Origin of the sequence: Nonomuraea glycinis, assembly GCF_014646515.1 — a bacterium.
Lineage (GTDB): Bacteria > Actinomycetota > Actinomycetes > Streptosporangiales > Streptosporangiaceae > Nonomuraea > Nonomuraea glycinis.
The window spans coordinates 26228-38551 of the sequence record NZ_BMNK01000032.1; the positions used below are offsets into that span (position 1 = coordinate 26228).

Consider the following 12324-nt stretch of genomic DNA (forward strand, 5'->3'; position numbering starts at 1 on the left):
TCCGTACAGCGGCGAACCCCGCCGTACGTCAGCTGTGTCGGTAAGTATCTTTCTCCGTTGACGCTGGTTAACGGAGGCATGTGACGTGGACGATCATCGTTGGCTGACAGAGCGGTTCACCGAGCATCGCGCGCATCTCCGCGCGGTGGCCTTTCGGATGCTCGGGTCGCTGAGCGAGGCCGACGACGCGCTGCAGGACGCCTGGTTGCGTGCCAGTCGCGCCGATGTCAGCCAGGTGCGGAACATCGCCGGCTGGCTGACCACGGTGGTGGCTCGGGTGTGCCTGAACATGCTGCGCTCGCGCGGTAGCCGCCACGAGGAACCGCTGGACATCCAGGCGGCTGACCCGCTGCTGGGCCCCGCGGCCACCGGGAATCCCGAACAAGAGGTGGTGATGGCCGACTCGGTGGGGGTGGCGCTGCTGTTGGTGCTCGACACCCTGGGTCCGGCTGAGCGGCTCGCCTTCGTTCTGCACGATCTGTTCGCCGTGCCGTTCGAGGAGATCGCCCCCATGCTGGAGCGATCGCCGGAGGCGACCCGGCAACTGGCCAGCCGTGCCCGCCGCCGCGTCAGGGGCGCCGCACCCGCTCCGCACGCCGATCTGATCCGCCGGCGGGAGATCGTCGAAGCCTTCCTGGCCGCCACCCGCGGCCGGGACTTCCACGCTCTGATCACACTGCTCCACCCCGATGTCACGCTCCGGGCGGACAAGTCCGTCATGCTGACCGCCGAGCCTGTCCTGGTCCATGGAGCCGAGCCCGTCGCCAAGGGCGCGATGGCCGCCATGCGGCGGGCCCAGTTCACCGGACCCGCCCTCATCGACGGCTCCGTCGGCCTTGTGATGGCTCCCCACCGCCACCTGCGGGTGGCTCTCACGTTCACGATCGTCGACGGCCTTATCACCGCCATCGACGTCATCGCAGAGCCCGATCGTCTCGATCGACTCGACCTGGCGGTCCTCGACTGAGGGGCGGGGAGGTGGTCCACCTCCCGGCCGCCGGGTTCCTCGCCTGTGACGCAGGTCACCTTCGCCGGCGGTCACATCGCCGTATGACGCCGGGTCAAGGCTGTGACGGACTCACCGCTGCGGCCCCGGCCCAGCGTCACCGAAGCAAGGAGCGCCCCCAATGGTTCACGTCATCGTCACCGTTCTCGCCGCCGCGTGGGTGGCCTTCTCCGCTTACGCCATCCTCACTCGCGCCGCGTGGGTCGTCGAACCGCTGGCAGCGTACGGTGTCCCGAGCTCATGGTGGCCCTGGCTCGGCGCCGCCAAGGGTGCGGGGGCCGCGGGCCTGCTGGTCGGCCTGTTCGTGCCCGTGATCGGCACCCTGGCCGGCATCGGCCTGGTGCTGTACTTCGTCGGGGCCGTCATCACTGTGCTCCTGGCACGCTCCTACTCGACGGTCGCCTACCCGCTGCTGTACCTCGTGCCGGTCGTCGCCGCCCTCATGCTGGGAACCGCCGCCTGACGGCATGACCGGAGCCGAGGAGCCGGACGCCGGGTCTTCCGGCACGGCTCGCCGCAGGCGGGTGGTCAGGGTGCGAAGGTGGTTCACCAGTTCGGGTGGCTCGTGGACGTCGAAGTCGAAGCCGAACGCGGCGACCCATACCGCGAGGTGGTCGAGGCTGTCGGAGCCGATGCGCAGGGTGCAGGTGCGGTCGTCGACGGGTTCCACCACGCCGAGCGTGGGCGGCACCTCGTCGGCCACCTCCTCGGCCGAGGCGTGCATGGTGAGCACCGCCCGGTAGCGGTGGCCGTTCGCGGTCGTCCGCATGGTGAAGTGGTCGGCCAGGTCCTCGGCGGGCAGCGGTCTCGGGACGAACCGGGGCCCGGTGGGGACGCGCAGCGCCAGCCTGTCGGCCCGGAACCTCCGCCAGTCCGCGGCCCCGGTGTCCCAGGCGAACAGATACCAGCGCCGCCCGTTCTGGACCAGTCTGTACGGCTCCACGTCCCGTACGGTCGCGGAGCCGTCATGCGCGACGTAGTCGAAGCGCAGCCGTTGATGGTCGCGCACCGCCGAGGCGATCGCGATCAGCGTCGACGGATCGGCCGTCGAACCGGGCATCGGCATGATCACCATGGCCGAGCCGAGCGTGTCGACCTGGTGGCGCAGCCGCGAGGGCAGTACCTGGTCCAGCTTGGCCAGCGCCCGCACGGAGGTCTCGGCGATGCCCGTGATCGCGCCGCCGGCCGCGGTACGCAGCCCGACCGCCACCGCGACCGCCTCCTCGTCGTCGAGCAGCAAGGGGGGCAGGCAGGCGCCGACGCCCAACTGGTAACCGCCGCCGACGCCGCCGATCGCGTTGACCGGGTAGCCCAGCACCCGCAGCTTGTCGACGTCGCGCCGGACGGTCCTGGGGCTCACGCCGAGGCGCTCGGCCAGCTCCGCGCCCGACCAGTCGCGGTGGATCTGGAGCAGGGCGAGCAGGCGGAGCAGCCGGGCCGAGGTTTCCAACATCCGACGATGCTGGCACCCATAGCGGTCAGAACCTGACCGCGACCGACCTCATCGTGAAGAACCGCCGTACGTCCTCGGCGAACGCCTCCGGCTCCTCCATGGCGAAGAAATGACCGCCTTCGTCCTTCTGTGACCAGTGCACAATGGCGTGATCGCGCTCCGCGTAGGGCCGGATGGCGTACTCATGCGACCCCGCGAGCAGCACCCCCGTGGGTACGGTGCCGCGCGGCTTCGGCACCCAGGCCATCGGGTCGTTCACCTGCTCGTAGTAGATCTGGGCCGAGGAGCCCGCGGTGCCCGTCAGCCAGTAGATGCTGACGTTGGTCAGGAACCGGTCGCGGTCGATGGGAGCCCCGGCCCACCGGTGGAAGATCTCGGCGATCCAGGCCAGTTGCCCGGCAGGGGAGTCGGTCAGGCCGAACGCGAGCGTCTGCGGCGAACGCGACTGGATGGGGACGTAACCGGCGGTGGCCTCCTCCAGGTCCGCCGCACGCCGGCGCTCCGTCTCGGACAGCGGCTCGTCCTCTCCCTCGATCCCCGCCGGGAACGACAGGACGCCGTTGAGGTGAATGCCGGCGACGCGTCCGGGGGCGAGGTGGCCCATCTCCGGGGCGACGAACGCGCCGGTGTCGCCGCCGTGCACGCCGTACCTCTCATAGCCGAGCACGGCCATGAGCTCGACGAACGCCCCGGCCATCCGCGCGGCCGTCCAGCCGGGAGCGGCCAGCGGCGAGGAGAAGGCGAACCCGGGGAGCGAGGGGATCACCAGATGGAACTCCTTGGTCAACGGCTCGATCACGTCGAGGAACTCGACGAACGAGCCGGGCCAGCCGTGCAGGAGCAGCAGCGGCCGCGCGTCGGGGTCATCAGAACGGATGTGTACGAAGTGGATGGTCTGTCCGTCGATGACGGTCGTGAACTGCGGCAGCTCGTTCAGCCTGCGCTCCTGCGCCCGCCAGTCGAAGCCGGTGAGCCAGTGCTCGGCCAGTTCCTTGGCGTACGCCACCGGCGTGCCCCGGCTCCAGCCGACGCCCGGCGGCTCCGCGGGCCAGCGGGTCTGGGTCAGACGGTCTCGCAGGACGTCGAGCTCGGCCTGCGCCACATCGATGCGGAAGGGGTTGACGTTCATGGACGTGACCGTAGGAGGAATCGCGGCCAGGTAGCGTCCGCCGCGGACAGCCGACGAGCCGGCGTCCTGCGAGTGAGGGTCACCCCGTTGCCGTGGGCGTCATCTCGCTGTTGGTCGGCGGTAGGTGGTGACGTTGTCGCCGCGGCCGGGGTACGCCATGATCAGGAGTCGCTGACCGCCCTCATGGAGGCCGTCCCAAGGGAACCAGTCGTAGTGCACCCGGATCCGGTAGTGGCCTTTGCGGTCGTTGAGGGATAAGTCGGGTAACTCGGTGCCGCTCAGTGCGTCGCTGAGCACGATCTCACCGAGAGAGCTGTCATAGCCGACCTCCATGACGTGGTCCCAGCCCTTGGTCTCCACCGGTGGGCGGCGGGGGTAGGTCTCCAGGGTGACGCACAGGTCGAAGTCGGGGTTCGACAGGATCATCAGCTGGCCGGGGAAGGCGGCGACCAGCCCGTTGCCCGGGGCTTGGGCCTCGGCCAGGAGGGCCTGGGCCTTGACCAGAGGGTCGTCGGTGTCGTCGGCGTTGCCGGTCGGCTCCCATGCCTCCAGGACCCCGTGGTCGGTCCGCTGAGATTCCTTGATCACGGTCTGCTTGGCCGGCTTGATGAGCGGGTGGTGGCGCGGGGTCGAGTCACAGATGCGCTGGGAGTCGGCCTGCCACTCCTTCAGCTCCGCGTCCTGCTCGTCGCGCTCCGCCTTGAGCGTGGCGGCGACGCTCGGGCAGACCCCGGCGAGCGTGCTCGCCAGCGCCTGGCGGTCCAGCCCTTCCAGGGTCCGCATCCGGGCGGTCTCCCTCGGGTCGTCGCGCGTGTAGATGCCGCACAGTCGGCGTCCGTGGGCGAGCAGCACCTGGTCGGGCGTGGTGGCGGCGAACTTCAGCGGGGTGCCGCCGCCTCGGACGCCGCAGATGTACGCCTCCTCGCCGGTGGGTGCGCGGTGCTCGGCTCTGCCCCAGGGCTCGGGCGGCAGGCAGTCCTGGGCGGTGGTCACCGGGCCGTGCGGCTGGTCCGCGACGGGGAGGAAGGCGAGGACCGCCGAGGAGGTCAGCACCCCTACGAGCACGTGGTGGCGCATCCGCCGAGCGGGTGGGGCGGCGTACAGGAGGAGCAGGAGGAGGGCGGCGGCGAGCAGGGCGGCGCTGTACCACAGCGGTGAGAGGCCGAAGGAAGGCACACCCTGCGGGTCCGTGACGAACAGGTGGTCCGGGTACAGCGGCAGGTCGTCGAGGGGGAAGCCGTAGTCGCGAGGGGACTCGGTGGGGAGCGCGCCGATCGCCGCGAGCAGGACGAGGGTCAGGGTCGTGGCCCGGATGAGGCGCTGGGTGCGGCGCAGGACCGCGGCCAGGACGAGCAGCGCGGGGGCGCCGACCCCGACGAGCAGGTCGAGGGCGAGCCAGAACAGGGCCGTCGTGTCGTCGGCGAGGTCGAGGACGTAGGTCTGGATCGGGCCCCGGGGGCCGATCCAGAACGGCATGCCGTTCGCGAGGTTGACCGCCGCGGGGATCAGCGGGAGGGCGATCGCCAGCGCGGGCAGCGGCCACCACCTGGGCGGTGCTCTGCCGGGCGGCGGCTCGGCCGGCAGCGGGCGCGGGCCGGTCAGCTCGTGCGCGGAACGGGCCGCCCAGACCAGCCCGAAGACGCTCAACGCGCCGAGCAGCGCGAAGGCCACGAGGGTGTACGACACCTCGCCGTAGGAGAACGTCACGAACGACGAGGGCTGCAGCAACGTCGTGACCAGGGAGAGGACGCCCATCCACACAGTGGTGCGGGTCCAGCGGGGATCTCTCGCCTGGGCGACCAGGATCGGCACCACCCACGCCATCCGAAGCAGGCCGTCCAGCATGATCATGCTGAGAATCCGGATGGGGGCTTCGAGTTCGAGGGTGTACGAGAGCGTGAGAGCGAGTCCGGCCACCGCGTCGATCGTCCCGGTGCCGAGCATGAGGATCCGCGCCCAGGTGGGGATGGCGCCGGCCAGCACCCGGAAGAACAGCCAGACGATGACCACCTGGGTGAGCGCGGACAGCAGACTCATCGGCCATGACCACGAGGGCAGCAGGGCGAGAGCGACGGTGACGTACAGCGTGCCGCGGAGCCAGGCGACCTGCCTGCCTCCGTCGACCGGGGTGCCGCGCAGGCGCCCGCGCAGCACCTGCCAGCAGGCCGCGCCCTGCACCGCGCCGATCAGGGCCAGCGCGAGCACGACCCACCACACGGCGGTGAGCCCGTGGGTCGCGGGCTCGCCCGTGACGACCCGCCACAGGGCGTCCTCCTCGCCGGTGACCAGCGCGATGACGGTGAGCACGGCGATGGCGACGAGGTAGAGCGCCGCGACTGACGCGGCGAGCGGGCCGAACCGATAGCGACGCACGAGCACTTCCTTGGGTGGACTCCGGGCCGTGCCGCTGATCATCGCGTACGCGGCCGACAGAAAATACCGGGCGCTGGGAGGGTGGCTGCGCGCATTCTGGTGGTTCAGGCGGTTCCTGCCCTGCTGGCGCTCATTCTGGTGGTTCTGGCCCGCTGAATCCGGATCTCCGTGGAGATCAAATAGGGGTACTCTGCCGGACGTGCGGCGATTGATCAGGTCTCGGGGAGTATGGCTCGCGCTGGTGGCTGCCTTGGCGGCCGCGGTGACGATAGTGGTGTTCGTACGTTCTCGCCGGCCCCCGACGGATACGGTCCAGCGGAGCGAAACTCCGGCACCGGTGGAACAATGGCCGCCCGCGCCGATTCTCGGCACCCCCACCGCGGCGGATCTCAGCCGTTTCGCCGCCAGGCCGTCCGTTCTCGACCGTCCCGGATTCATCAAGTTCTTCGAGCCCGGTGAGCCGAGAAAGCCGCTGGAGGAGCCCGTCCGGCGCCGCCTGGTCCGCTGGGGGATGGCCGGGTTCGCGCTTTTCCTGCTCGTTGTCGGCACTCAGGTGCTGGAGAATATGGTCTTCGCCAAGGAAACGGCGACAGTGGTCCACGAGTATCCCTTCATCGGTTATCCGGCCGACGTTCCGAATGGCGATAGTCTTCCGCAGCCCGCCCCGTACGAGAAACTACCGAGCGCGGACGAGGACTGCGCCCCGCGAAGCGCCGAGCCGCGCGTACGAAAGGTCAGCACGAAGGTGACCCGGGCCGTCAACCGGCAATGGCGGCGGATCGAGACCTGGCTGAAGACCAACGCCCCCACGACTTATCGCACACTCGGCGAACCGGGAGACGCCGAGGCCATCGCGGCGGCGGAGGCGTACATGAGCGTGCGGTTCCCCAACGATCTGCGAGCCTCACTGCTGCGGCACGACGGGTCTGTCTTTCCGGAGGATTCCTGGCCCTTCGGCTTCCTGGGCCATGCGAACCTGAACGTCCGGGAGATCCGTGACGAATGGTCATCGCTCTGCGCGGTCGACGGCGAGGACGAGGGGGAGGAGGGATTCTCTCTGCCCCGGCAGGAATGGTGGGACGGGAGAATGATTCCCTTCGCCGCCGACGGAAGCGGTGACAACCTGGTGATCGACTCCCTCATGCGGGACGTCGGGCAGACCGATCACGAGGGCACCATGAGTTTCACGCCGGGAGAAGTCCCGATCCGCTCGTACTACGCCCTGCTGAAGCGCACCGCCGACGCCATGGAGAACGGCGGATCCATCGGCCACTGGAAACCCCGGGCGGTCGGCGGCGAGCTCGCATGGGACGCCGCCGAGACGCCCCCCAGCCGGTGAGCGGTGCCATGACGCAGCCCACCACCGACCGTCCAACCGTCTGAGGGCTCTGCACCTGACGGGTGAAGGCCGTGATCGCGGCCCGGGGGCGGGCCGCTGCTGACGTACGGGCCATGGTGAGTCACCGCGGTCATCACCGTGCGGATCGCGGCACGTGACCTGATTCTCGGCACCCAGGTCACACCACCTGGACCAGGTGCTTCCCGCGGACACCGCCGGCCTCCAGCGCGCGGTGCGCCCCCGCGATGTCCGCGAGGGGGCGCACCGTGTCCACCACCGGGCGCACCGCCCCGCTCGCCACCAGCTCGGCCAGGTCGGCGAAGAGCCGGTGGGTGGGGTTGCCGCTGAAGAACCGCACGCGACGGGAGCCGTACACCGTGGACGCCAGGATGTAGGCGATCGACGAGGCCATGGCGCGGCTGTCGAAGGTGATCGACACCATCCGCCCGCCCGGCGCCAGCAGGCGGCGGTAGGCGCTCGGGTCGGTGCCGGCGCTGTCGAAGATGACATCGAACAGGCCCAGGTCGGCAGGGCCGGTGACGGCGTAGTCCAGGGCCTCGTCGGCGCCGAGGTCGCGTACCAGATCGAGGTTCTTGGCCCCGGCGAGTGCGGTGACGTGCGCGCCCCAGGCCCGGCCGAGCTGGACGGCGACGTGGCCGATGCCGCCGCTCGCGCCCCGGACGAGCAGCCGCTCGCCCGCCTTGAGGCGGGCCTGGTCGCGCAGCGCGGTGATCGCGGTCGTGCCGGCGGGCAGCGCGGCGGCCTCCACCAGGTCGAGGCCGGCCGGGACGAGGGCGAGCTGCCGGGCCCGGACCGCGACGAACTCGGCGGCACTGCCGAACCTCCCGCGCGGCAGCGCTCCCCACACGCGGTCGCCCACCTGCAGCCCGGGATGCGGGGAGCCGAGGGCGGTGACCTCGCCGGCGAAGTCGATGCCCATCCGCTGTGGGAACTTCCGGCCCGTCACCAGCTTCAGCTTGCCGGCCCGGCCCGCGGTCTCGCCGCCGTTGACGCTGGTGCCATGGACCCGCACCAGCACCTCGCCCGGCCCGGCGACCGGCTTCGGCACCGTGCCCACATAGAGCACCTCAGGGGGCCCGTATTCGTCGAACATCGCCGCACGCATCTCGCTCATCGTCATCCCGTCCGCAGAGGCATGTCAGGCGTATCCCGAGGTCACGGGCGCCATGACAGCCAAGCTAACCGACGAAACGGACTATGTGCTCCACTTGCCCCGATGTGAGAAATACTGCCTGCGCGCGCTCTCGGATAGGGCCTGCTCAGATACTCGTTGGCGCATATCGGAAGGCGGGCGTAGCTTTCGTGAGATGGGAACCCTTGAGATCGCCTGCGACGAGTCCGGTTCCGAGGGGGAGAAGCTCATCGGGGGCAACACCGAGGTCTTCGCGCACGCCGGCGTGCTGTTGACCGAGGAAGCGGCGGCCGAGTGCATCCGGGAAACGCGCGAGCGGATCAGATCCCCGGCCACGGAGTACAAAGCCAACCATCTCCTGCGCAGCAAGCACCGCGCGGTCCTGGTGTGGCTGCTGTCGCCGACCGGGCCGATCTACGGGCGGGCCCGCGTCTACCTCGCCGACAAGGCGTTCTTCGCCGTACTCAAGATCTTCGAGATCGCGTACGACGGTCCGCGCGGCGAGGCGCTGGCCGTGGAGCTCTACCGAGCCGGACCCGGGGCGTTCGGGCGAGAGCGGTGGACGGCGTTCCTGGAGACGTTCAACGAGGTGATGCGGGGCAGGGCGGAGGCCGAGGCGTTCGACCTCGTCGTGGCGGAGCTGGCCGGGGTGGGGGGACGCGCGGGGGAGATCGTCGGGTCGCTGGGCGGGCTGCCGGCGCGGCGGGGGTCGATTCCGGCGCTGGATCCGCTGATTCCGGCCATCGTTCAGGCCGTGGCGCACTGGGGGCAGGGGACGAGAGCCGTTTCGATCATGCATGACCAGCACAACGGGCTGACCGAGGAGCGCATCGCGCACATCCAGCAGGTGGCGCCGCTGGCCGGGTTGCGGCTGGCGGACTCGTTCTACGAGCCGCGGGTCCAGGTGGCCGACTTCCTGGCGGGGGTGGCGCGGAAGATCGCGGAGGAGGAGCTCAACGGCCGGGGAGACCGGCACCTGGTCGAGCTGCTGCGGCCGTACGTGGATCCGGCGTCGGTATGGGGGGACGAGCGGAGCTGGACGTCGCTCGGACCGCACCTGACTCCGTCTGCTAGGTAGTGCTACTATCCAATTGATGGATAGCAACACTATCTAGAGGAGAAGGTCATGTTCGTCGTCATCGGCGTCCTCGCGGTCAGCCTGCTGGTCTTCAGGCTCCTGGGAGTGCTCGGGGTCCGCCGGTTCGCCACCTGGCGGGTCAGCGCCGCGCACGCGCTGGCCGCCATGCTCGTGGTCACCGCCAGTGCGCACTTCGTCCCCGCCGGCGTCACCTTCATGCCCAACCATGGCGACATGGTGAACATGGTGCCGCCGTTCGTCCCGTTCCCCAGCCTCATGGTGTACGCGAGCGGCGTGCTGGAGCTGCTGGGCGCCGCCGGGCTCGTCCTGACCGGCACCCGACGGGCCGCCGGGATCAGCCTGGCCGTGCTCTTCGTGCTGCTGCTCCCGGCCAACATCTACGCCGCACTCTCCGACGCCTCGTTCAACGGCGGGACCGCCACGCCGCTGTGGCTCCGGATCCCCGAGCAGGTGCTCTACATCGCCATCGCCCTGTGGGCCGCCCGCGTCGTCAGCCCGGCGCCGGCCGCCAGAGATCACGTCCGGGTGTGAGCCGATCAGGTGGAGTTGACGTACTTCCTGGGCCGGAGCGCGTGCGCGCGCAGTGCGGCCAGGGCCGCGAACTGGCCGGGGCGCGTCAGCCGGATGGCCAGCTCGTCGCAGAAGGCGAGCTCAAGGGCGGTGAGCTGGCCGATCAGCGCCGTGATCGAGGCGGAGACGTCCTCCAGGCCCGTCGCCGGATGCCAGCCCTCGCCGCCGACCACCTCCGCGACGCGCTCACGCAACTGGGCCGGCGACATCAGCACGCCGTCGGCGAGCAGCATGAGCGCGGCCTCGCGGGCCGACACCTCGAACTCGTGCTCCCCCCTGGCCAGCAGCAGCCGGGTGACCGACTCCCACATGGCCTCGGGTGAGCCGAGCAGGAACCGGCCGCGGTCGGTGAGGGCCAGCCGGGCGCCGTCGCGGCTGAGCGCGCCGAGCTCCCGCTCGGCCAGCTCGCGCAGCCGGAGCGCTTCCGGTGACGGGGCCAGCCGCAGGGGCAGGCTGTCTTCGGCCTGGGAGAGCAGTCCGTGCAGGGCGGGCAGGGGCTGCGGGGTGACGGGGGCGTAGAGCCGCACCTCGAAGGGCTGGGCGAGCTCGCGCCTGGCCGGGCCGCGGCCGAGCACCCAGCGGTTGAGCCGCTCGCCGTGCACGCGGTGCAGCCAGCTGTCGCCACCGAGGTCGGCGCGGGGCTCGGTGAGCCAGCGCTGGGTCAGCGCGACCCGGTCGACGGTCTCGCCGGCGATGATGGCCAGCTCCAGCGCCGCCGAGCAGGCCACGTGCGCGCCGAGCTCCTCGGGGCCCATGATCATGCTCCACTGCAGCTCGGGCACGTCCGGCGGGAGGACGCCCGTGGCCTGGAGCGCCTCCTGGTAGGCGGCGGTGCCCGCCTCCTCGCCGTCCTGGGCGTAGGCGTGCAGGATCCGGATCGTCTGCGGCGAGGTGCAGAGCGCGGCGTAGCGTTCGAGGCCGCCGAGCTCCAGCAGGCGGCCGAGGGAGTGGGCCAGCCGCTCGTGGTCGCCGCCGACCTTGAGCGGCAGCGTGTACCAGAGGAACTCGCAGACATCGAGCTGGGTCACCGTTTCCAGCGGCTCGCCGCCGGTCAGCCATTCGACAGCGGTCCTTGCGTCGTCGGCGAGGTCCGGTGCGGACCGCTCCAACTCGGCGAGAAGCGCGGTGACGTCTGGTGCACTCATGCCACGAAGTTTGCCGTATGGACCCCAGGCCTGACGATTACCGAATCCGGTGCGTATTGGGTCTTGCACAGTGACTACCCTACGAAACCACTATTTGGCGGATGGTGATCGGGGTCAGATCCATAGGTTGTTGAACAGCATCCTGGCCTTCCACTCGGCGTAGGGAATCAGTTCGGCTGACAGTACAGGATGCAGCCACCAGAAGTTGATCAATGCCAGCAGGGCGAAGGCGCCGACGACGGCGGCCCCGAAGGTGCGCCGGGCCGGCAGCCGGCCGCCGGCGGTCCTGACCGCCGGGCCGATCAGCCATCCGGCGCACAGGGTGATGGCCAGCACCATGAACGGCACCATGGGGATCGCGTAGAACAGGAACATGGTGCGGTTGGAGGCGATGGCGAAGTAGAACCAGGGCAGCCAGCCCACGGCGTAGGCCAGCAGCACCGCGCCGGCCCGCCAGTCGCGGGTGGCGATGTACCAGACGATGAGCGCCAGCAGCGCGGCCAGCGCGGCGAACCAGATCACCGGCGTGCCGACGCCGAGCACGGCCTCGGAGCAGTCGGCGCCCCCGGCGCAGGCGCCTTGCTTGCCCTCGTAGTGGAAGGCGACCGGGCGCAGCAGCAGCGGCCAGGACCACGGCTCGGACATGTAGGGGTGCGAGGTCTCCAGGCCGTTGTGGAAGGTGAAGACCTGCCATTGGTACTGCACCCAGGAGCGGGCCGAGTCGAGCACGAAGTAGAAGGGGCCCGAGGAGGTGGCCTGGTCCCAGTTGCGGCCGTAGCCGAGCGAGGTGGCGAACCAGCCGGTCCAGGTGGCCATGTAGGTGACGAACGGGACGACGGCGAAGGCGAGCAGCCCGTTGGGCACGTCCTTGGACATGGCCCCCAGGTAGGGGTGCCGGACGCCGGCGGCCCTGCGGGCGCCGAAGTCCCACAGCAGGGACAGCAGGGCGAAGGCGACCGCGAACGCCAGGCCGGACCACTTGACCCCCATCGCCGCGCCGAGGCAGACGCCGGCCGCGATCCGCCACGGCCGCGCCCCCAGCGACGGCCCCTGCGCC

At 70.5% G+C, this 12324-nt stretch carries 10 protein-coding genes and 1 pseudogene; 5 read left to right on the top strand and 6 right to left on the bottom strand.

Annotated elements, in window-relative coordinates; translation table 11 throughout:
- Window positions 1-85 precede the first annotated feature (85 nt).
- Both IEY87_RS45195 and IEY87_RS45200 read left to right on the top strand, forming a co-directional pair.
- Window positions 86-967 (top strand): sigma-70 family RNA polymerase sigma factor, encoded by an 882-nt coding sequence (locus tag IEY87_RS45195; protein ID WP_189145088.1) that lies wholly within the window; start codon window positions 86-88, stop codon window positions 965-967.
- A 160-nt stretch (window positions 968-1127) separates the two neighbouring features.
- Window positions 1128-1469, top strand: coding sequence for a DoxX family protein (locus IEY87_RS45200; protein ID WP_189145089.1), 342 nt, complete (start codon window positions 1128-1130; stop codon window positions 1467-1469).
- A 45-nt stretch (window positions 1470-1514) separates the two neighbouring features.
- Here IEY87_RS45200 and IEY87_RS45205 read toward each other — a convergent pair.
- The 3 genes and pseudogenes from IEY87_RS45205 to IEY87_RS45215 all read right to left on the bottom strand — a co-directional run.
- Window positions 1515-2459, bottom strand: a pseudogene (locus IEY87_RS45205) (helix-turn-helix transcriptional regulator); the annotation flags it as partial.
- A gap of 25 nt (window positions 2460-2484) precedes the next feature.
- Window positions 2485-3588: an epoxide hydrolase family protein gene (locus IEY87_RS45210; RefSeq protein WP_189145090.1), complete on the bottom strand. Its 1104-nt coding sequence runs from the start codon at window positions 3586-3588 to the stop codon at window positions 2485-2487.
- 99 nt (window positions 3589-3687) lie between these two features.
- Entirely contained in the window at window positions 3688-5961 is a 2274-nt protein-coding gene (locus tag IEY87_RS45215) for a hypothetical protein (RefSeq protein WP_189145091.1), read from the bottom strand.
- Between the two features lie 28 nt (window positions 5962-5989).
- Between IEY87_RS45215 and IEY87_RS45220 the strand changes: the two genes are divergently transcribed.
- Window positions 5990-7300 carry an SMI1/KNR4 family protein gene (locus IEY87_RS45220; RefSeq protein ID WP_189145092.1) on the top strand — a complete coding sequence of 437 codons (1311 nt, stop codon included), beginning with the start codon at window positions 5990-5992 and terminating at the stop codon, window positions 7298-7300.
- A 178-nt stretch (window positions 7301-7478) separates the two neighbouring features.
- Here IEY87_RS45220 and IEY87_RS45225 read toward each other — a convergent pair whose 3' ends face one another.
- A complete protein-coding gene (locus IEY87_RS45225) occupies window positions 7479-8426 on the bottom strand; it encodes an NAD(P)-dependent alcohol dehydrogenase (protein ID WP_189145099.1) in 948 nt (315 codons plus the stop codon).
- Between the two features lie 202 nt (window positions 8427-8628).
- On the opposite strand from IEY87_RS45225, the gene IEY87_RS45230 reads away from it, so the two are divergent.
- Entirely contained in the window at window positions 8629-9531 is a 903-nt protein-coding gene (locus IEY87_RS45230; protein WP_189145093.1) for a hypothetical protein, read from the top strand.
- A gap of 48 nt (window positions 9532-9579) precedes the next feature.
- Window positions 9580-10083 carry a DoxX family protein gene (locus IEY87_RS45235; RefSeq protein WP_189145094.1) on the top strand — a complete coding sequence of 168 codons (504 nt, stop codon included), beginning with the start codon at window positions 9580-9582 and terminating at the stop codon, window positions 10081-10083.
- Window positions 10084-10088: 5 nt separating this feature from the next.
- Here IEY87_RS45235 and IEY87_RS45240 read toward each other — a convergent pair whose 3' ends face one another.
- Window positions 10089-11267: a hypothetical protein gene (locus tag IEY87_RS45240; RefSeq protein WP_189145095.1), complete on the bottom strand. Its 1179-nt coding sequence runs from the start codon at window positions 11265-11267 to the stop codon at window positions 10089-10091.
- Between the two features lie 114 nt (window positions 11268-11381).
- On the bottom strand, window positions 11382-12324 hold a 943-nt coding region (locus IEY87_RS45245; protein WP_373294409.1), incomplete at its 5' end, for a dolichyl-phosphate-mannose--protein mannosyltransferase.

Coding starts and splice junctions, on each gene's coding strand:
- IEY87_RS45235 (WP_189145094.1), top strand. CDS start 9,580: ATGTTCGTCGTCATCGGCGTCCTCGCGGTCAGCCTGCTGGTCTTCAGG.
- IEY87_RS45230 (WP_189145093.1), top strand. CDS start 8,629: ATGGGAACCCTTGAGATCGCCTGCGACGAGTCCGGTTCCGAGGGGGAG.
- IEY87_RS45210 (WP_189145090.1), bottom strand. CDS start 3,588: ATGAACGTCAACCCCTTCCGCATCGATGTGGCGCAGGCCGAGCTCGAC.
- IEY87_RS45200 (WP_189145089.1), top strand. CDS start 1,128: ATGGTTCACGTCATCGTCACCGTTCTCGCCGCCGCGTGGGTGGCCTTC.
- IEY87_RS45240 (WP_189145095.1), bottom strand. CDS start 11,267: ATGAGTGCACCAGACGTCACCGCGCTTCTCGCCGAGTTGGAGCGGTCC.
- IEY87_RS45225 (WP_189145099.1), bottom strand. CDS start 8,426: ATGCGTGCGGCGATGTTCGACGAATACGGGCCCCCTGAGGTGCTCTAT.